Origin of the sequence: Bacillus sp. FSL P4-0248, from assembly GCF_038593305.1 — a bacterium.
In the GTDB taxonomy this organism is placed as follows: Bacteria; Bacillota; Bacilli; order Bacillales; family Bacillaceae; genus Bacillus; species Bacillus safensis.
The window spans coordinates 1,670,996-1,689,438 of the sequence record NZ_CP151983.1 but is presented as its reverse complement, the minus strand read 5'-3'; the positions used below and the strand labels follow the sequence as shown (position 1 = coordinate 1,689,438).

17 protein-coding genes and 2 pseudogenes are annotated in these 18,443 nt (G+C 40.5%); 6 read left to right on the top strand and 13 right to left on the bottom strand.

All coding sequences use genetic code 11. From position 1 onward, the window contains the following. Nucleotides 1–16 precede the first annotated feature (16 nt). The 3 genes from NST65_RS08510 to NST65_RS08500 all read right to left on the bottom strand — a co-directional run bounded on the left by NST65_RS08510 (nt 17) and on the right by NST65_RS08500 (nt 3,815). On the bottom strand, nt 17–595 hold the full coding sequence (locus NST65_RS08510) for a TetR/AcrR family transcriptional regulator (RefSeq protein WP_034283407.1): 579 nt from the start codon (nt 593–595) through the stop codon (nt 17–19). A gap of 228 nt (nt 596–823) precedes the next feature. Next, a complete protein-coding gene (locus NST65_RS08505) occupies nt 824–1,534 on the bottom strand; it encodes a DUF421 domain-containing protein (protein ID WP_342489361.1) in 711 nt (236 codons plus the stop codon). 64 nt (nt 1,535–1,598) lie between these two features. Continuing rightward, complete coding sequence (locus NST65_RS08500) at nt 1,599–3,815, bottom strand: RNA ligase (protein ID WP_342489360.1); 2,217 nt, start codon at nt 3,813–3,815, stop codon at nt 1,599–1,601. Between the two features lie 110 nt (nt 3,816–3,925). Between NST65_RS08500 and NST65_RS08495 the strand changes: the two genes are divergently transcribed. Next, a complete protein-coding gene (locus NST65_RS08495) occupies nt 3,926–4,117 on the top strand; it encodes a hypothetical protein (protein ID WP_046311192.1) in 192 nt (63 codons plus the stop codon). Between the two features lie 12 nt (nt 4,118–4,129). On the opposite strand, the pseudogene NST65_RS08490 reads toward NST65_RS08495, so the two are convergent. The 5 genes and pseudogenes from NST65_RS08490 to NST65_RS08470 all read right to left on the bottom strand — a co-directional run. Beyond that, nucleotides 4,130–4,567 (bottom strand): annotated as a pseudogene (locus NST65_RS08490) (DMT family transporter); the annotation flags it as partial. A 159-nt stretch (nt 4,568–4,726) separates the two neighbouring features. After that, nucleotides 4,727–5,392 (bottom strand): annotated as a pseudogene (locus tag NST65_RS08485) ((Fe-S)-binding protein); the annotation flags it as partial. Nucleotides 5,393–5,582: 190 nt separating this feature from the next. Then, nucleotides 5,583–6,434, bottom strand: coding sequence for an SDR family oxidoreductase (locus NST65_RS08480; RefSeq protein ID WP_111927427.1), 852 nt, complete (start codon nt 6,432–6,434; stop codon nt 5,583–5,585). A 101-nt stretch (nt 6,435–6,535) separates the two neighbouring features. Next, nucleotides 6,536–6,949 carry an Rrf2 family transcriptional regulator gene (locus NST65_RS08475; protein WP_111927426.1) on the bottom strand — a complete coding sequence of 138 codons (414 nt, stop codon included), beginning with the start codon at nt 6,947–6,949 and terminating at the stop codon, nt 6,536–6,538. 48 nt (nt 6,950–6,997) lie between these two features. After that, nucleotides 6,998–7,471 (bottom strand): VOC family protein, encoded by a 474-nt coding sequence (locus NST65_RS08470; protein ID WP_111927425.1) that lies wholly within the window; start codon nt 7,469–7,471, stop codon nt 6,998–7,000. A gap of 160 nt (nt 7,472–7,631) precedes the next feature. Between NST65_RS08470 and NST65_RS08465 the strand changes: the two genes are divergently transcribed. After that, nucleotides 7,632–8,075: a DUF2188 domain-containing protein gene (locus tag NST65_RS08465; protein WP_111927424.1), complete on the top strand. Its 444-nt coding sequence runs from the start codon at nt 7,632–7,634 to the stop codon at nt 8,073–8,075. Between the two features lie 218 nt (nt 8,076–8,293). Here the strand turns inward: NST65_RS08465 and NST65_RS08460 are convergent, their stop codons facing one another. Next, on the bottom strand, nt 8,294–9,142 hold the full coding sequence (locus tag NST65_RS08460) for a Ku protein (protein ID WP_024425113.1): 849 nt from the start codon (nt 9,140–9,142) through the stop codon (nt 8,294–8,296). Nucleotides 9,143–9,257: 115 nt separating this feature from the next. Here NST65_RS08460 and NST65_RS08455 point away from each other — a divergent pair, with 115 nt between their 5' ends. Then, nucleotides 9,258–11,090, top strand: a complete 1,833-nt coding sequence (locus tag NST65_RS08455) for a DNA ligase D (RefSeq protein WP_041117492.1) — start codon at nt 9,258–9,260, stop codon at nt 11,088–11,090. A 67-nt stretch (nt 11,091–11,157) separates the two neighbouring features. Continuing rightward, on the top strand, nt 11,158–11,853 hold the full coding sequence (locus NST65_RS08450) for a YoaK family protein (protein WP_041117490.1): 696 nt from the start codon (nt 11,158–11,160) through the stop codon (nt 11,851–11,853). Nucleotides 11,854–12,582: 729 nt separating this feature from the next. Here the strand turns inward: NST65_RS08450 and NST65_RS08445 are convergent. Beyond that, nucleotides 12,583–13,695, bottom strand: a complete 1,113-nt coding sequence (locus NST65_RS08445) for a tetratricopeptide repeat protein (protein WP_034283371.1) — start codon at nt 13,693–13,695, stop codon at nt 12,583–12,585. Nucleotides 13,696–14,238: 543 nt separating this feature from the next. Here NST65_RS08445 and NST65_RS08440 point away from each other — a divergent pair. Continuing rightward, nucleotides 14,239–14,610, top strand: coding sequence for an iron chaperone (locus NST65_RS08440; protein WP_041117486.1), 372 nt, complete (start codon nt 14,239–14,241; stop codon nt 14,608–14,610). A 53-nt stretch (nt 14,611–14,663) separates the two neighbouring features. Here NST65_RS08440 and NST65_RS08435 read toward each other — a convergent pair whose 3' ends face one another. Further along, nucleotides 14,664–15,245, bottom strand: coding sequence for an undecaprenyl-diphosphatase (locus NST65_RS08435; protein ID WP_041117484.1), 582 nt, complete (start codon nt 15,243–15,245; stop codon nt 14,664–14,666). Nucleotides 15,246–15,473: 228 nt separating this feature from the next. Here NST65_RS08435 and NST65_RS08430 point away from each other — a divergent pair, with 228 nt between their 5' ends. Then, entirely contained in the window at nt 15,474–15,935 is a 462-nt protein-coding gene (locus NST65_RS08430; protein WP_041117482.1) for a macro domain-containing protein, read from the top strand. Between the two features lie 64 nt (nt 15,936–15,999). Here NST65_RS08430 and NST65_RS08425 read toward each other — a convergent pair whose 3' ends face one another. After that, nucleotides 16,000–16,482 (bottom strand): immunity protein YezG family protein, encoded by a 483-nt coding sequence (locus tag NST65_RS08425; RefSeq protein ID WP_041117480.1) that lies wholly within the window; start codon nt 16,480–16,482, stop codon nt 16,000–16,002. A 4-nt stretch (nt 16,483–16,486) separates the two neighbouring features. Continuing rightward, nucleotides 16,487–18,412 (bottom strand): T7SS effector LXG polymorphic toxin, encoded by a 1,926-nt coding sequence (locus NST65_RS08420; protein WP_065214385.1) that lies wholly within the window; start codon nt 18,410–18,412, stop codon nt 16,487–16,489. Nucleotides 18,413–18,443: the final 31 nt, after the last annotated feature.

Below are 18,443 nucleotides of genomic sequence, written 5' to 3'. Positions count from 1 at the left end.
CACTCCCTTTATCTCTTTAAGATGCAACGCTGATGGCGCGCCATAAACATTGCTCAATATCCTCTAAAAAATCAATCGTTGGCTCTATTTCTTCTGCAAGAATTTGTTTATGCAGCTGCACGAAGGCACCAAATACAATAGATAAAATGGTTCTGCCTGAGAGATTTGGATGTATTCCATCCTTTTTCCCTTCTTCAAAGATAAGGAATAGCTCATGTAACAAATGCTGCATTTTCTCTTTGCTCGTCTCGTCTAAGTAATGAGACCGTTTATCAATCTCTAAGAAATACAGCCCGCTTGGATTCTCCTTTGTAAATAAAACCAAGCAATAAAATACATGCTTAAAGTACGCCCGGATACTTAACTTTGGATCTGGACTGTTTGTGTTCATTTTTTCGATAAATGCTGAGAGACTGCGCTGGTACAAAATATTGACGAGCGCCTCCTTGCTGTCGAAATAACGGTAAATGGTGCCCGCTCCGACATTTGCTCTTTTTGAAATCATCGGCATTGTGGTGCCGTCAAAGCCTCGTTCAATAAATAGTTCCAGCGAAGCCTTCATGATCTGTTCTTGTTTATCAGTCACTGCTGGCATTTCATCCCCTCCTTATAAAAATATAGGAATGAACGTTCATTCCGCTTTCGGTATATTATATTAATATTTTAATTTCATCTATTTATACTTAAACATACTTATTTTAATCCGTCATCACATTTTCTGAAAATAATAATAATTGAGAAATGCTACCTAGTCGTATGACACCCAAAGGACTTATAAAGATTGTCAAATGTGTGTCACACAGGTGTCATCAGCACTACACATTCATTCCTGATCGATTGGAGAATGAATATGGTCGTCATATGTATCAATATATAAGTTTCCATTACTTGAACGGACAGCATAAACAATGTCCTTTAAGGACAGCTGCCTTTTTTTAAGCTCTTCTTCTATCCATTGCTCTGTTAATTGATTTTCTTGTATGTTCTTTTGGATGAGTTTCCCGTCCATGATGACTTCAATCGGCATGTAACGCCCTGCCTCCATGAATAAATGAAGGTCTTTCCGCGTGACTTTTTCAAACGAAGGGTATTTTTTCACTGATATATGCCCATCTGTTTCAATCATCGCAAATTCAACTTCGCTAATATCAAAGATGTCTTTTTCTCTCAGCTGTTGATTTAAATAATCAAGGGTATATCTCATCCCTTTCATATTTCCTTCAAGAATTTTTCCATTTTGTATGACAAGGGTTGGTTTACCAGCCATAAACCCTCTCATCTTCCGGCTTCTTAATGCAAGCAGGGAAATCACATAAATAATCATGACAAGTGACACAAAGGAAATCGTTGTGTGCTGAAGCGGGAGCGTTGTATTAAACGCCAGGTTCGCTGCAATTGAACCTAAGCTGATGGCTGCTATAAAATCAAAAATATTCATTTGCGCAATGGTTTGTTTTCCTAAAAGACGTGCTCCTCCAAATAAAATTGCAAAAGCAAACATCGTCCGAAGAATGACTTCAATATGGTCAGGCATGCAAGTGTCCACCTTTCAATTGCATCAAAAAAAGCCTTTTCCTTAGAAAAGACTCTTTGTTAGACTATGCATTTATCCCACCATTATTCAATTGGGCAGTACCGCTTTGTTCAAATTGTGACCGCAGTTCAATAATTGTGCTATTCCTCACATGATCTGCTTCTTGCTCAAGAAGCCACGTATAGAACCTAGCTTGCTCCGCTGTCTGCAACGCCTGCATAAATTTTTGCGAGGAACGCTTCTCTGCAACGCGCTGCTTCATCCCGCGCATCTGCTTCCAGAATTGATAATAAGGAAGCTTGAGTTTGGTCATAAAGCCGCGAGCATCCTCAATGACATATCCCTCTTCTTTTATTGTGTCATCATGAGAGACCGCCTGATACCATTTATAAAAAGACGTCCAATCATGGAAAACAGCCACTTCCTGCTTACAGGATATTCCCAGCTGTTCACTTAATCTTTTCACTTCAGCGAATGGTGCTTTTTCATAGCTTAACTGCCGCTTCACTATATCGAGTAAAATGAGTTGATCTTGTTCATATGTGATAATATGCGGATCTTTTTCTGGCAAAATGACTTCAAACACAAGAGATACATGGTGGTCACGGACGTATGATTTGATGTAGTCAGCCTGCACATCACCGAAGGTTTTATAAAATAGCTCTTCGACCCAGGAAGCATGCTGATTTTGTTTCACATGTGATGTATACGATTTGGACGTAAACACCAATTCATCTTCCATTTCGTTATACCCAACAGTGCCTAAGTATCCATTTGCTTTATCATATACGGCGACAGGGAATTGAAGATGGTTCACTAAATGCTGCATTCTTGTCTCCGGACGCTCATCAATGTTAAAAAATTTATTATAGCTTCTAGACACAATCTGCTTTGAAACCATATTGACAAACAAACCTCTTGCCTTCACATTCACATCATCCCACTGACGTTCACTAAAAGCCTTTTTCGTAAAATTAAAAGATGAAATATGGTGTGGAAGCTTTAATTCCTGAACGTATTCATGCTGATCTAAATGAGCTAAAAAATCATCCAGTGAAATATCTGATTGAACAGCAGCCGATTGTTTTTTCTCAGAGGCTCTGTAGACTGGATTGTCAATTTCATGAGTCTCAATCCCCTCAGCTGTGATTTTTAACACCCGCAGCTGCCCCCCAAATTCAACCTGGCCTTCTAGGTTATAAGATCTTTCCGCTGCGTGAATAGGCAGTCTGTATAAATTGCGATGCCCGTGAATTTGGATGATATCCAGCCCAGCTGTGTTTTGAACAAATAAGTGATCAATGTCATCTGAATATTCTCCTACGCCGTGAATGAGCTGCTGTGTTGAGACATGAAGAAGCTCTTCCGGCAAATGAGCAAGTCCGCCATGGGTAACAAGAAATGTCTGATCATGGTACGTAAAATAAGTCAGCTGATGAAAGGTTCTGACAAACTTTCGTACTTCCTTCAAATCAAAGTCTGCTGCTTCAATTTCAGGCGCAGTATGCCGGTTAAACATATTGCTTCTGACTTTTTCACCATGTGCAAACCGGTATAAATGCTGATCATGATTGCCTTCAATGACAATGACATTCCGGCATTCTCTATGGGCGAGCATCCAATCTAATACTTCTTTGTTTTCTATTCCCCTATCAAGTAAATCCCCTGTAAAGATATAAAGTTCGTTTTCTTTGATGTCTCCTTGCAAATAGGTGGTAAGTGCGGTGTAACAACCGTGAATATCTCCGAAAACATGAATGGCCTCATATTGATCAAAGGATCGAGGCTGATAGGTCATCACTTGCGGATATTCCTCCGGCTGCAAAACAGTCACCCATGACGGGACCTTTTCTGTTTTTAACCGCTCGTTCATTTGATACAAAACAGATTCCCGCACCACTTTGTGAGATTCACGTGAGCGATTTTGCAAAAGAGCTGTTTCAAGGGGCACCTGCGTGAAATCGACGACATATACCCTGTAACGATACGAAGTCGCTAAAGACTTATATTGAGAAATCGATTTACTTGAAATATGTGTCGCATCAATCACAGTAAAGTCTCCGCGTTCCATACGGGCCGTGAGTAGATCGAATAATAAAGACCAAACTTTGTGGTCATGCTTGCTTGAAATGTCTAGTTTCCCATTGACTGATAGCTGCGGCGGCTGCGTTAACAGCCGGATTTGATCCGCTGATAAAGTGTAAGGCTCTAAGCCTTGTTCTTTGATCCATGTTGATTTACCTACGCCTGGGAGACCTCGTAAAAGGACTAAAGTTCTCATATTGGTTCTCCTTTAATGAGTGATATTTTACCTATTATAGATAAATTATGGATAAATCTCAATCTTTTAATGATTATGGTAATATATAGATAGAAAAGGAGGTTTTACGTATGTCTAATAGAGAGGATATGGCATTCAACATGGGAGATCTTCTATTTCAAATGTTCTCTCTTCTATTCATTGCCTTTATTGTGACAATCATTGTCATCGCGTTTCGCATAATCAGAAGAAAACGAATGGAATTGAAAAAAATCGAGGCAAGATTAAACAAAGTGATTGAAAAAAACGATTTAAAAGAGTAAAAAATCCGGAAGTTAACCGGATTTTTTTGTTTTCATCACGATTCCTTGACGCTGCTGCATCAAAAAGAAGAAGACGCCTAAAAGAACAAGCAGACCGCCAAGCATTTGAAGCAGTGTAACTTTCTCTCCAAGCAGCCATACAGCAAGTATTGTTGCCCCAACAGGTTCGCCAAGAATACTCATTGAAATGGTTGTCGCATTCACATAGGTTAATAGCCAATTATTAATGACATGAGACATCGTAGGTATGATGGCGAGCAATAAAAAGATTCCCCACTCTTTACCCGGATAGCCTGTGAAAGGGGTTTGCTGAAGCAGGTTGAATAAAATTAAAAAAAGACCGGCAAAACCAAATACACAAAAACTATAAATCCAATGAGATATTTTTCTTACAGCCTGTTGGCCTATTAGCAAATAACAAACAACAGCAATCACACTCAAAAAGGATAAAATATCTCCTAAGATGGCTGCCTTGCTATGACCAATATCTCCCCAGCCTATCATAAGGGCACCAACAATCGCTGCACACATCGTCAATAGAGCAGACATTGTTGTTCGTTCACGGAAAATGAGGAATCCGCCTAATAAGGAGACCATCGGCTGAAGGGCAAGACGGTTCAGCCTCCCGCCAATGTTCAGCAGACACCCGCAGTCAGCACCAATGATATATTCGGCGCCTGTCTCCTCTATGCTTTGTACTTTTTCATCAACCATCTGCTCAGAAATAGGGGTCATTTTCACTGAAAAGGTTCCTCCAAATCCACAGCAATTTTCTGCGCGGGGCAATGGTTTCATCGTCAAATCTTTGACATTTGACAACAGGGTAAAAGGCGCCTCCTTAATGCGCAGCAGTCTCGTCATATGACAAGAGGTGTGATAGGCTGCGTTTCCTTTCAGGCTCGCGCCTACATCTGTCACGTGTAATATATCAACAATAAACTCTGTTAATTCATATGTTTTTGCGGCAAGTGCCTCAGCCTTGGCCGACCACACTCGGTCTTCTTTCAAAAGATGAGGATATTCTAAAAACATCGCCTTGCACGAACCTGATGGTGTCACAACATATTCAGCTGATTCAAAGGCTTTGATCATGTTTTTCGCTGCTTTGATTGTCTCTTTTGTATAGCCGCTGTTAAAGGCTGGCTGCCCGCAGCACACTTGTGTTTCTGGAAATTCCACTTCAACACCGAGTCTTTCCAATACTTCCACTGTCGCCTTTCCTACATTTGGCTGCATCGTGTCAATTAAACAAGTAACGAATAAATGGACTTTCATCGGCGAACTTCCCTTCTATTGCTGCATTTTGATTCATCATTCTGGTCATCTGATGACTAAATAACAGACCCTAATTTCATTTTAATCCCAAATTTCTGAAATTTCAACGAAGTGATTTGTCTAAAATTTGTCCTTATGATTCGTGTGACTACATGAAAAAAACGCCCTTTTCATAGGGCGTTTTTGATGTTTATTCTGAAATCAATTCACGGATTCTCTCTTCAATAGGTGTTAACGGCCGGCCTAGTAATGTTTCGAAATCTTGGCTTTCGACGGCTAAAGCACCATCGCGTATGCCGCTTTGAATGGCTTTGACAAATGGCACTGCTTCTTTTGGTACACCATTTGAACCTAAAAAGTCTCCAAATGTGTCTACATCTATTTTTTCTACTTTGATTTCTTTTCCACTCACCTTACTAACAATTTGTGCAAGTTCACTATGCGTCCGAAGCGGTCCTGACAGTTCATATATCTCCTGATCATGTACGGCAAGTGTTAACGCATTTGCTGCCGCTTCTGCGTAGTCATTTCTTGTTGCCCAGCCAACCTTTCCTTCGCCAATAGGGCTTAAAAATGGTGCGCCGCTGACTGACGCCAGAATCGTATCTTTTTCGTTTTCAACATACCAGTTGTTTCTTAAAAATACATGAGGAATGCCTGAGGCCACAATGGCTTCTTCTGTTTTAGCATGGTCATTTGCAAGGATAAGCTGACTCTCTCTTGCATTGACAACACTTGTATAAGCAATAAATGCCACATTTGCTGCTTTTGCCGCTTCGATTGCCGCTTTATGCTGCTGCACACGGTCTCCATCCGCTGTTGAAATGATCAACAGACGATCAATGCCCTTAAATGCTGATGTCAGGGTGTCTGGCTGAGTAAAATCTCCGTGGCGTACATCCACCCCAGCATCCTTCAAATGTGCTGCTTTTTGTGGATTTCGAACACTGACTGCAATTTGTTCAGCCGGTACTTTTGTGAGCAAATGCTTGACGACGAGCGTCCCAAGTTGTCCTGTTGCACCTGTTACTAATAATTTCATTTGTTTGACCTCCTCATTTTTCGTTCAACGGTGATGTGCATACGTTATAATCAAAATGGTTACAACAAAGGTGTAAAAAAAGCTCCAATGTATGAGCTTTTTTATTCCGCCTCTGTCAATAATTGCTGAATTGTCACTTGCTTTAGGTGATTCTCAAGTGCAACTTGTGCTTCTTTTAGTTCATGCCGCAGTCTCGTATCCATCGCTTGACCAATCGGGCATGCGATGACGGGCTGATGAAAGTTAAATAATTCTTCATCCTCGCTTACATCCACAGCGCGGTACACATCTAAGAGTGTGATGTCCTCAGCCGGTCTTTTTAAATAAGCACCGCCTACTCCGCGGCGAATTTCAATAAGACCCGCCCGTTTGAGCATTGCCATCATTTTTCGAACAATGGCTGGATTTGAATTCACGCTCTCTGCAATAAAATCACCTGTACACTCTTTTGGAACACCTGCAATAAATGACACAATATGAACAGCAATCGGATACCTGCTGCTAATTTGTTTCACAATCTTTCACCACCGTTGTAATCACTATAGTTACAATGAGTGATCTTGTCAATCAATAAACGGATTTTTCTTTCGATCCCAATCTTCAAATGTCATCATCTCATGCTGTTCTGATGCATCGATTTCTAGTGGTGCGATACATTCAAGCAGATTCCCATCGGGATCAAGAAAATAAATGGCGGCATGAAATTGCGGCGGATTATCGAGAACTAAAGGCTGCTTTTCTTCTGAAAAACCAAACATTGGGTGAATGCTGATGTCTCTTTCAATCAGCCAAGTCTTAATCTGTTCGATACTGGACGTTGTAATTTGAAAGGCAACGTGCCGAGTCGAAGGATGGTATGGATAGGCATTTATATCTACTTTCCACAGTCCAAGCCAGCTCTTTCCTTTCTCAATCCATAAAAAAGCAACTCTTTCATTTTCATGAGCAAGTGTCAATTCCAATTTTTCATAAAACGCAATCGATGCCTTCAAGTCACTCACAGGTAAATGTGCTTCATACAAACCTTTCATCATCATCAAAATCACTCCTTTTCTATCTTCTATTCTGCGTGAATGAATGATATTCTGCCTCAGCAAAACGATGTATTTTATCCCCATCATTGGTTTGAGAGAACTTGTATGTTTGATCCATTACAGATGGGGGAAGGTGTTCAAATAAAAGAAAGGAGCGTTTCTTATGCCTTGGACGATGAACGATTATCCAGCTTCATTTCAATCATTAGACAACGTCATTCGAAAAAAAGCGCTTGAGATTGCCAATAAAATGATTCAGGAAGGCTATGAGGAAAATAGAGCCATTCCAATTGCAATCAGTCAAGCGAAAGAGTGGAAAAAGAACGCAACGGAGAAAGAGGTAGAGAATTTCTCCTCTCATGGTTCTGTCAAACCCTCTGAGAACAGCAGCTCCGCAAGACCAGAGCTCATGGATCAGGCGCAGCATGTTGTGAAACACAAGGAAGGCTGGGCGGTTCAAACAGAGAAAGCGAAACGAGCAAGTGAGGTCAAAGAAACAAAACAAGAAGCAATTGACCGGGCCAAGGAGATTTCAGCTAATAAAGGAACTTCCGTTGTCATTCATCGAAAAGATGGGACGATTCAGGATGTGTTAAAGCCGCAATAAGACCGCTCGTCAGCGGTCTTAGCGTGTAGACAAACCCTCGCATTCTTTGTCAGGTCTGCGCTCCGGTGCTCACGAATGTCAAATTCGCTCCACTCCGGTACTCGTCCTTCCTAGACTGCAAAGGTTTTCTATCACGCTGAATGAAAACAAAAGGCTAAAATAAAGATCATTTTAGCCTTTTGTCAACAATTTAAGACCGCTTGTCAGCTGTCTTGTTTTTATGCATTTTTTTCCTTTTTCGCTGGTGTTTTTCTTTTCTTAGGTGCTGCTTTTTTCGCTTTGGCTGGTTTTGATCGGTCGATTGATGCCTGTAGTGCGGCCATTAAATCAGTCACATTGGCTGCAGGATCTTTTTTGCCTGTCGTTTCCGGCTGAACGGTATGTTCTCCAGATATTTTATCGCCAATTAAATTCATCAGCTGTTCTCTGTATTCATCTTGATATGCCGCTGGATCGAATGTCGTGGTCAGCTGCTCGATTAAAAGGAGCGCTGTATCTAACTCTTTCTTTACAATGTTCTCCTCTTGGGGAATATTCGGTACATCTGATACTTGTCTAATTTCATCAGGGAAATGAATGGTCTCCATCAGCAAAATATGTTCATAGCACCTAACGATTGCTAATTGTTCCTTTGAGCGGATCATAATCTTTGCGACACCAATTTTCCCCGATTCCTCTAAAGCTTTTCTTAATAATGAATAAGCCTTCGCTCCGCCAGTATCCGGTGATAAGAAGTAACTTCTTTCATAATAGATGGGATCAATCTCTTCAATCTTCACAAAATCAATGATTTCTACGGCTTTTTCTTCATTTTCTTTTCGCAGTTTTTCCAGCTCTTCATCGTCCAATTCAATAAATTTATTTTTCGCATATTCATACGCCTTGACGATTTGTTCCGGCGCTACTTCTTCACCGCAATTGGCACATACTTTCTTGTAGTTAATGGGCGTGTGACACTCTTTATGCAGCTGTCTTAATTTAATGTCTTTGTTCTCTGTAGCGGTAAACAGCTTGACTGGAATATTGACCAATCCGAAACTAATGCCGCCTTTCCATACTGTATGCATCGCGCTTCCTCCGTTCTTTTCTCCTTACTATGTAATGTTTTCATCAGACTTATGTATGTGATTGAAAATTTCATCCCACTCTAAGAACACATGATATAAGGAAGTGACATGCACAATGAAACCTATGCGATTAACACCTGCACATGATATACCTGCCGGTGCAGACTGGGTATATGAATTAAAATATGATGGCTTTCGGGCTATTCTTGTATGGGAAGAAGACGAGATTCGTTTAGAAAGCAGGACCGGAAAACAGCTGAATAAGCAATTTCCTGAAGTGATGGATCAGTGCGAACAATTAAGAGACCAATTTGCTCCTTATTTACCGCTGACGCTTGACGGAGAATTGGTCTTTTTACTGAGTGAACAGCAAAGCGAGTTTGCGAAGGTTCAGCAAAGAGGCAGGCTGAAAAACAAAGAAGCCATCCAAAGACAGGCTGAACGATTTCCATGTCATTTTATTGCATTCGATCTATTAAGCTGCAAAGGGAAACCTATCGTTGATTCACCGTTGATGGAAAGAAAAAATCAGCTGCAGCAATTATTCCAAGAAGCAAAGCTCCCCTCATCAGTTCAGCTTAAGCACCCTTCCCTTTTGCAGGTCATTCATACAGATCCAGACTCTGAATACATGAAAAACGTGATGACGATGTATTTAGCAGAAGGACTAGTAGCGAAAAAAAAGATGAGTAAATGGCATGACAATACTCGTTCAAAAGAATGGCTGAAAATGAAAAACTGGCGGTATGTCTCTGTCATTGTCACCCGTTTTGACAAAGAAAATGGCTATTTCCAAGGTTCCATTTATCAAGATTCGACACTCATCGAGGTTGTCCAATTCAAGCATGGATTTTCTAATGAAGAAGAACAAACGCTGCGTACGCTATTTCAGACAAAAGGCCAGTTAACAGGAGGATCATTATACGAAATCCCCCCTTCTATCGTTGCCAGCATTGCTTGTATATCCTTTGATGGATCGGCGTTAAGAGAGCCGCGTTTTTCTTCCTTTTTACTAGATGCTGATCCAGCAGCATGTACATTTCAGCACATGCTCAAACAGCTGTATCCACTCCCTGCTGCTATAGAAGTCACTCACCCTGAGAAACCGATTGTCCCGGCTCTTCAACTAAACAAGGCAGATTACTTACTTTATTTAAGACAAGCGGCTCCCTACCTTTTGCCCTTTTTACGTGAAAGGCGTCTTACTTTAATTCGGTATCCGCACGGCACTGGAGACGAATTCTTTTATCAAAAGACGACACCTGATTATGCGCCGGATTTTGTTTTAACAGATGAAGTTGATGATATTTCTTATACGGTCTGTAATGATCCTCGTACGCTTCTTTGGCTTGGCAACCAGCTGGCGATGGAATTTCATATCCCTTTTGAAACAAGAGATACGAATCGGCCGACAGAAATCGTCTTTGATCTGGACCCGCCATCTGTAAATGAGTTTCATCTAGCCATAGAAGCTGCTAAACGAATCAAAGCGCTTTTAGACGGGCTTTTCCTCACAGCCTTTATTAAAACAAGCGGAGGTAAAGGGCTTCAAGTCTATATTCCTTTAAAGAAAAACGCCTTCACATACGAAGAAACAAGACAATTCACCGCGTTTATATGCCAATTTTTATGTGAGCAAGCACCGGATCTTTTTACTCTGGAACGTCTTAAGAAAAACCGCGGCAATCGCTTGTATTTAGACTACATTCAGCATGATGCTGGGAAAACAATCATCGCTCCATATTCCCCAAGAGGAAATGAGCTTGGACTTGTTGCGACACCGCTTGAATGGGACGAACTCTATCATGATGAGCTTCATCCTTCTCTTTTTACGATGCCGGCTGTTATAGAGCGTTTAAAGGAAAAGGGCGATCCGTTCCGCCGCATGAGGCACCTTGTGAATGATGATACTTTTAGACAAGTCTTACATCAGCTTGCACACATGTGACCATCTCATCAGATGGACATTCGCGGTCATAAAGCGTTACACTTATTCATTAGAGAGGAAGAAAGGAATGACTATTTTGACCGCACATTCATTTCGAAATACAGCTTTGGTTTTCTTATGTCTTTCCGCAGGAATTGTGGATGTGATTGGCTATTTAAGCCTAGGGCATGTGTTTACAGCCAATATGACAGGTAATATTGTGCTGCTTGGCATTGCAGCAGGAAGCTCCTTGCAGCTAACAGCCCTTCATTCTATCATTGCTCTAAGTGGGTTCGTTTTAGGGGTTTTACTTGCAGTTGTGATAGGCGGAAAGCATGAGAAAACGTTTTGGCCAAAAGCCGTTACACGCATTTTTATCATCGAATTGATGATTTTGCTTCTATTTGCTCTCATGACCGTTTTCCCTTATACACAAGGTGCTTACTTTATGCTGATCATCCTTTTAAGTATGGCTATGGGTATGCAGACAGCAGCCGCTCGTAAATTGAATGTTGCTGGCATTTCCACAACCGTTCTCACGAGTACACTTGCTAACCTATTTGAAGATGCAGCTCAGCGTATATCATACCGGGAAAAAAGAAAGGCCCCTATCCAGCTTGTAAGCTTGATGCGAATAGGCTCTATTGTCTTCTACTGCCTAGGTGCAGCTATTGCTGCATATACAGATCGTTACGATCCATTTATCATCATCTGGCTGCCTATCATCATCCTAGGGGTCATTGTGATAACTGCTGGATTGAAGCACTTTCACCAATTGAAATAGCCTATCTTTAGATGGCTATTTCAATTATTGTGCTCTTACACTAATAACTCCTCACATAAAAACCAGGAGGACGTCCCATGATGAACGTAGAACCATACGGATATCCAGAAAATGTCCCGAATCCCCCGTACCCAGGAAAACCTCCCAAGCCAGAGAACACACCAGGGCTCAAATAAGACCCGCCAAAGCCGATATGGGAACCAACCGGCCCAATATGTGCTCCTCCTCCTGTAAATCCGCCTCCATGAAAACCACCATAAACCCGTGGATACATACAATCACCTGCCTTCGAATCAGACCTTATCTCATCATATGCATGACAAATGGGGCGGTGCCCCTGCTTTTTCTTTTCCTTCTATGTACATTAGACCAATTTGATAAAATTTGAATGAAAAGTCCTGCAAAAAATTAAATTAAGCAAAGAAAAGTGACCTTTTTAACTTGTTGCTCTGCCCTATGTTTATTTAGAATAATGGAGCAGGTAATAAATTTGCACACCCCCTTTGTTGCGAATTCTTCTTATTAAACGTTCTTGCAGCGTTTAATAAGAAGAGCCTATTAAAACACAAAAAACCCTTGCTGACGATATCAACAAGGGCGAGAGATAAATGGTATTAACCACCAATGATTTTTTCTGCAACTTCGAAAGAACCTGTAACGTTTTGCGTCAGAACAGTCGCAGCGACCGCTAAACCTACAACGAATAATACTTTTAATCCTGTTTTCATCTTAAATCAACCCCATTCTTTTCATATGTAAATCCGCTTCTAAACTTTTGTTCAAGTAAAAAACAGACTGCTCATAAAGTGCTTGCTTTTCACAATATTTTGCTGCAAATTGTGATAGCTCTTTTACTTCATGATATTCATTCTTCTCTTCTAACTTTCTTAATTTCTCATCAATTTGCTGAAATCTTTGCGGTGCATGCGTTAAGTAAAGATCATGTACGATGCCTATTTTTAGCTGAAACACTTCATGAGAAGCATCTTTCATTCTGGCATATGCAGCCTCTATATATTGGCTTGCACGCTGCTTTTCACCAATCACACAGAGTTCTCGGCTGATCAGATACGTAGAATGGAAAAAGAAATCTGAATCATAATACTCTTGATGAGACAGTGCTTTTTCAAGATGACGTATCGATTCCTTCGGTTTATTCCAAAATGAATATAAAATGGCCACATTGTGATGAAGCTGAGCCAGCATAAAATCATCCTGCTCGCTTGTCAAAACTTTTTCTGCCAGACGATAATTCTCAAGCGCCTCTTCATACCGGCCGATCTCTGTTAGATTCGCTGCTATAAGAGAGTATGAAAGGGCCGTTCTTCTTTCATACTGCTTGTGCCGCTTATAGACGTGGAGCGCTCTGCGGATATAGCTTAGTGAGAGCATAATATGACTGAGCCGGTAATAAAGCCATGCCACTTTAAAATCGAAATCAGCACGTTCGATCTCACTTGGAATTTTATCTAAGAGCTTTTCAGCACTTTGATACATCTGCAATGCAACCTCATAATTACCTTGATGCTGCTCATACACACCCTCATAAAAATCAAAATAATAGGCAAGACGGTTAGACAGGTCATCTTCTTTTTTTCCATAATGACCCTCTATGCTTTTCGTTGAAACATTGCCCTTTTGCCCTCTTAAATTGTACATCAGAATGTGATGCCTCTTCTCAAGAAGAGAATAGTATATGAGGATATCCGCATCGTCAATTTCCTCTACCGCTTGTTTCGCTTTGGCAAATAACCGTTCTGCCTCATCTGCATGATCTTTTTTGATTTCCATGTTCCAGTCATTTAATAGTGATGCCAATTCCGCAACAGGAACTTTGCTCATTCTACACCCCCAATCACCTTCAGCTAAAACACATGAATTCACTAAATATGGAACTTCTATTAGCAATTGCTAATTAGTCCATTTGACATCATTTTAATATGAATCACTTGAATCTTCAACAACCGTTTCCATTGAAAGTGCGTTTCTTTCTCCTAGTCAACGATATTTGCGAAAAAATTCCGCCTTTTTTTAAAATAAACATCTCGAGATGAAATGAAAAAAGCCCAATGTCGAGGTTTTCTAATCTTATGATGGTTCATAGCAGCTTTTCATTTATCCAATTTCTTTATATAATATGATCAATCACTTACACGCCTCAGTAGCTCTAGAAGGGAAGAGCGCCGTAAAACAAATTGTAGCTGGCGGGTCGCAAGGCAAGGGTTTCAGAAGCACCGAAAAGCACATGAGCTGAGACAGGTGAAATTCCTGTCGGTGAAATTCCGTAGGGAAGCGTGTTGCCCCTAGCCTATGCTTACGAAAGGAGTGCGGGTTCGAATCCCGTCTGAGGCTTATGAGGTAGATGGATTGGGAGGATAAAATATCATGCATGTGTTTGAAGAATATATCAGCAAAATCGGTAACCCAGAGCTGAAGCAGCGCACTCAAGACATCTTACAATGGATAGAAGACACATTCCCTCAATTAGAGCCAAGAATTGCTTGGAATCAGCCCATGTTCACAGATCACGGCACATTTATTATTGGGTTTAGCGTGGCAAAACATCACATTTCTGTCGCACCAGAAGCAAAAGGAATTGATCAATTTTCAGCTGACATTGTACAAGCTGGGTACGATCATGGGAAAAATCTGTTTCGCATGAAAGAAAGCTTGCAAGTTGATTATCCTCTCCTAAAAAAAATCATCGAATTTAATATCGAAGACAAAGCGGATTGTTCAACGTTTTGGCGAAAATAAAAAGCACCCCGATCTGAGCCATAAACAGATCGGGGTATTTTGCTGCAACAATGTTATTTTGTTCTCTTCCCTACCAATTTTTGTTCAAGCCATTCATAGCATGACAAAAGGGCATCAACGCTCTTTTGGCATAGCGGCACATATACAACGGCGGCGGCTGTTAAACACGCTATAGCAGCTCCTGCCAAGACATCAAATGGATAATGAACACCTACCCAAATCCTTGAAAAACCAACAGCACACGCAATGATCAGCCAATACATATGGCGTTTGTGAAACAGCCAAAAGATCACGCAAATCGAAAAAATAAAGATGGTATGATCACTTGGAAACGAGTTATTCACTTCCTTTTGAATCAAAAGATTGACGTGGCTCATTTCTGCAAAGGGCTGCTGATTGAAATAAAGGAGCCCTGCGATTTTCCAAAGTAACTCTGCCAATATGAAGGTCACTCCGGCAGATACGACCATCGCCCTATTGTACCTGCTGCGATTTTGAAACCATACGAACAGACACACGAGCGCTGCCAGCAGCACTGTATATTCAGCTAGTCCAATAAATATTGGATTCAAGTAACCATGATCGATACTGAGCTCATTCACCCGCCTAAATAAATCTTCATTAAGTCCCCGCATCTCATTTCATCCCTTTTTACTTGATTTATGATAAAGATAATTGAAATGAGATGTCTGCCTCCATCGATCGAACGAACAAACCATGGAATCATATGACATGTTTGTCACTTTGCTGTCACCTGAACATCGTGTACTAACTAAAAACTCATCAAAGGCTATTAAATCATAGAAACAAAACTGCTATAATAGAACATATGTTTACATTTTATCAAAAAGGGGTTACTGCATATGATCAAAACGGTAGACGGCAATATATTAGAGGCAAGCGAAGACATCATTTGTCACCAAGTGAACTGTAAAGGAGTCATGGGCGCTGGATTAGCGAAACAAATCAAAAGCAAATATCCGAATGTGTTCAAAGATTATAAACAGTTATGTACAGAACAAGGAGATGACTTGTTAAGCTCCGTTCAACTTATCACAACAAAAGACGGAAAAACAATTGCCAACTTATTTGCCCAAGCTGGATACGGAAGAACAAGAAAGCAAACAGACTACGATGCCTTACGCAGCTGCTTTCAACACCTAAAGGATACAGTGACACAATCACCTGAAGAGAAAAACCAAACGTCCATCGCCATTCCATACGGGATCGGCTGCGGATTGGCTGGCGGCGATTGGACGGTTGTGGAAGAGATGATTGAAGAGGTACTGGGTGATTGTGAGGTGACGATTTATCGGTTTAAATAATGGAAATGAGGCTTTTATGAAACATATATGACAAATACCCTCCTTAATCGGAGGGTATTGTGCGTTAGTTATCGTCTTTATTTTTTATAAAATTTAGCACGGCTTCTTTATCTTCCTCATCATCGGGTAAAAATCCAAACGTTTCATATTCCCAAACTGCTATTCTCTGTATATTGTCAATACCTAAAGAAAATACATCATCGTAACCAAAATCTGTTGACATTTTTCCTGAATAAGTCAATTTCATTTTTACAGTTGTCCATTTATCTGATTGTTCTTTAGTATACTCTTCCCTCAACTGTCTTAGCTTTCTTTGTAAGTTAATCAACAGGCTATCATATATGTCTTCACTAACCTGATATTGATCTGGGATATTGTGTGAATAAAAATATTCCTCTTTATTAGGAACCGTAAAATAAAAGAGAGCAGATGCAGAGTCATCTAACATTTCTGCATACATCCAAATTGTATCCCACTCCACTGGAATCATTTCATTTAAATTTCTGGCTATTTCTCTATATAAGCTTTCCATCTCTTTTGTTTCCATTTGTTCATCCTCCTGGTCTGTTATATATTGTGTCTGTATAAACTCTTCCGTCTATCTTGTATTTGACTAGGAATTCAGATGGTCTTAACGAATCGGATTCATAAAATGCTTTTATTGAAACAGTCACAGTTTTAGGTGGATCGGTTTTCAAAGCTTTCAACCACCGTTGCTCCATCTCATACCATTTCCCGCCACTTCTATTAATCTGTGAACTCATCGGAACAAGGTTATCAATATCCCCAGACCCTTTAAAAATAGAGGCAATCAAGTGACCTCCGTCATCTTTTGATAATCGATCCGGCTTTCCTGAATTGGATTGGGCATATTGGTTTCTTTTGACCTCTCCGTATTTTAAATCACTTGCTTCGACTTTGACAATACGTCCGTAGTGATCGGTTGTGTAGGTGTAGCCTTGCTTTGTTGAATAAACGACATTCGGTTTTAATACTTTCTTACGTTTCCATCTCACATAGTGTTCTCCGTAACTAACAACGGTTGGTGGTGATTTTGGTGCTGGTAAGCGTCTGCCTGTCTTAGAGATGCCGTATCCTGAATTGTTGTCTAGACGCTTCGCCATGGAGAGGAGTTTATTTTTGAGATTTTCTCCGTCAAACACGTTATACGGCAGCTTCGGGCCGCCAGCCATTTGAAACTTTGGTGAGTATGGCAATAGATTCGGAATAGAAACTCTGTCTAATGATTTTGCTCCTTGCTCAAGGCCTTTCTTCACCGTCGTTTTGGCTGCTGTTGCCCCCGTTTTTGTAATGGCACCTGCCCCTTTAGAACCAAAGACGATTTCTGCTAGAGAACCAGTCGCATAGGCGAACCAGTGTGATCGAGAATATGCATCACCATCGATGACTTCTTTTTGGAATGAGTCTGAAATCGACTTACCAATCGCTTTCGACGTTTCAATTGGATGAGAAACAGCCGTTACGACCGATTCAACGGCACCACCAGGATCTGTCACAAGATCGTAGATGCCAACTACTGTATCTTTGGCCACATCATATAGACCAACTGCTGCACCTTTTACAACATCAACGAACCCCTCTGATGCTTCTTCCTGCGCTTTGATCTGGAGAAGCTGGCTGTAATACATTTTTTGATCGTAAGAAAGATTTTCATATCCAATTTCGTCTACAATCTCAAAGTATTTTTCCTCTGATATACACGAAGGATCGTTGAGTTTTTCTTTCAATTCTTTGATTCTTCGTTTCTCTTTTTCTTCTTTTTTCACCTTTAAATATGCTTTCACCTGTGCATCGATTTTATCATGATTCTTGTACACATTTGTCTCATGAAATGCTTTTGCATCGTAATACATGGGCTGCGCATTTTTCCCTTTTCCTGTAGCAGCCATCATTTTTGCATAAAAGGTTGCAAGATGTTTCTCAATCGCTTCTGATTTTTCGTACTCTGTTTTTAGGGCATGATCTAATTTATGTACAGCATCAATTGCCTCTTTTCTTTTTTCGTTTGCATCGTCTAAATGTTCATTGACCTCTTTACTTGAAAATACATTCAGTTCTATGAGATCACTGATGTCATCAAAAATAGTGGATAGGGCTTCTTTTTGTTCCTTGACCATATCTTTATTATTCTGAATCCCTTGTTTCAGTTGAGCGCCTAAGAAATGCTCATCAATAAATGTACTCCCGCCTAACGATTCATCATCAAGCTTTCCTTTTACCCCATCTAAAAAAGCTTTTTGCATATCAATAAAATCAAGATAAGTGTCTGTGTAAAGCGCAAGATCCTCATAAAAGGCTTTAATATTGTCTGCACCTTTTCCAGTAAATTCATCACCTAATCCCGACACACTTTTTAATGCTTTTTTCACATGCTGCATTTCGTCTCGAAGCTCCTGATAGGCTTTTGACCTTTGTTCGACAGCTGATAGTAAAGATGGAGCATCTAATATTTTCATATAAAAAAGACTCCTTTTATGGCGTATTCTT

What these genes read in the sequence shown, in the direction of transcription:
- NST65_RS08440 (WP_041117486.1), top strand. Translation starts at nt 14,239, where the DNA reads ATGCATGTGTTTGAAGAATATATCAGCAAAATCGGTAACCCAGAGCTG.
- NST65_RS08480 (WP_111927427.1), bottom strand. Translation starts at nt 6,434, where the DNA reads ATGAAATTATTAGTAACAGGTGCAACAGGACAACTTGGGACGCTCGTC.
- NST65_RS08425 (WP_041117480.1), bottom strand. Translation starts at nt 16,482, where the DNA reads ATGGAAACAAAAGAGATGGAAAGCTTATATAGAGAAATAGCCAGAAAT.
- NST65_RS08435 (WP_041117484.1), bottom strand. Translation starts at nt 15,245, where the DNA reads ATGCGGGGACTTAATGAAGATTTATTTAGGCGGGTGAATGAGCTCAGT.
- NST65_RS08455 (WP_041117492.1), top strand. Translation starts at nt 9,258, where the DNA reads ATGAAACCTATGCGATTAACACCTGCACATGATATACCTGCCGGTGCA.
- NST65_RS08500 (WP_342489360.1), bottom strand. Translation starts at nt 3,815, where the DNA reads ATGAGAACTTTAGTCCTTTTACGAGGTCTCCCAGGCGTAGGTAAATCA.
- NST65_RS08445 (WP_034283371.1), bottom strand. Translation starts at nt 13,695, where the DNA reads ATGAGCAAAGTTCCTGTTGCGGAATTGGCATCACTATTAAATGACTGG.
- NST65_RS08470 (WP_111927425.1), bottom strand. Translation starts at nt 7,471, where the DNA reads ATGATGATGAAAGGTTTGTATGAAGCACATTTACCTGTGAGTGACTTG.
- NST65_RS08510 (WP_034283407.1), bottom strand. Translation starts at nt 595, where the DNA reads ATGCCAGCAGTGACTGATAAACAAGAACAGATCATGAAGGCTTCGCTG.
- NST65_RS08460 (WP_024425113.1), bottom strand. Translation starts at nt 9,142, where the DNA reads ATGCATACAGTATGGAAAGGCGGCATTAGTTTCGGATTGGTCAATATT.
- NST65_RS08505 (WP_342489361.1), bottom strand. Translation starts at nt 1,534, where the DNA reads ATGCCTGACCATATTGAAGTCATTCTTCGGACGATGTTTGCTTTTGCA.
- NST65_RS08430 (WP_041117482.1), top strand. Translation starts at nt 15,474, where the DNA reads ATGATCAAAACGGTAGACGGCAATATATTAGAGGCAAGCGAAGACATC.
- NST65_RS08495 (WP_046311192.1), top strand. Translation starts at nt 3,926, where the DNA reads ATGTCTAATAGAGAGGATATGGCATTCAACATGGGAGATCTTCTATTT.
- NST65_RS08450 (WP_041117490.1), top strand. Translation starts at nt 11,158, where the DNA reads ATGACTATTTTGACCGCACATTCATTTCGAAATACAGCTTTGGTTTTC.
- NST65_RS08420 (WP_065214385.1), bottom strand. Translation starts at nt 18,412, where the DNA reads ATGAAAATATTAGATGCTCCATCTTTACTATCAGCTGTCGAACAAAGG.
- NST65_RS08465 (WP_111927424.1), top strand. Translation starts at nt 7,632, where the DNA reads ATGCCTTGGACGATGAACGATTATCCAGCTTCATTTCAATCATTAGAC.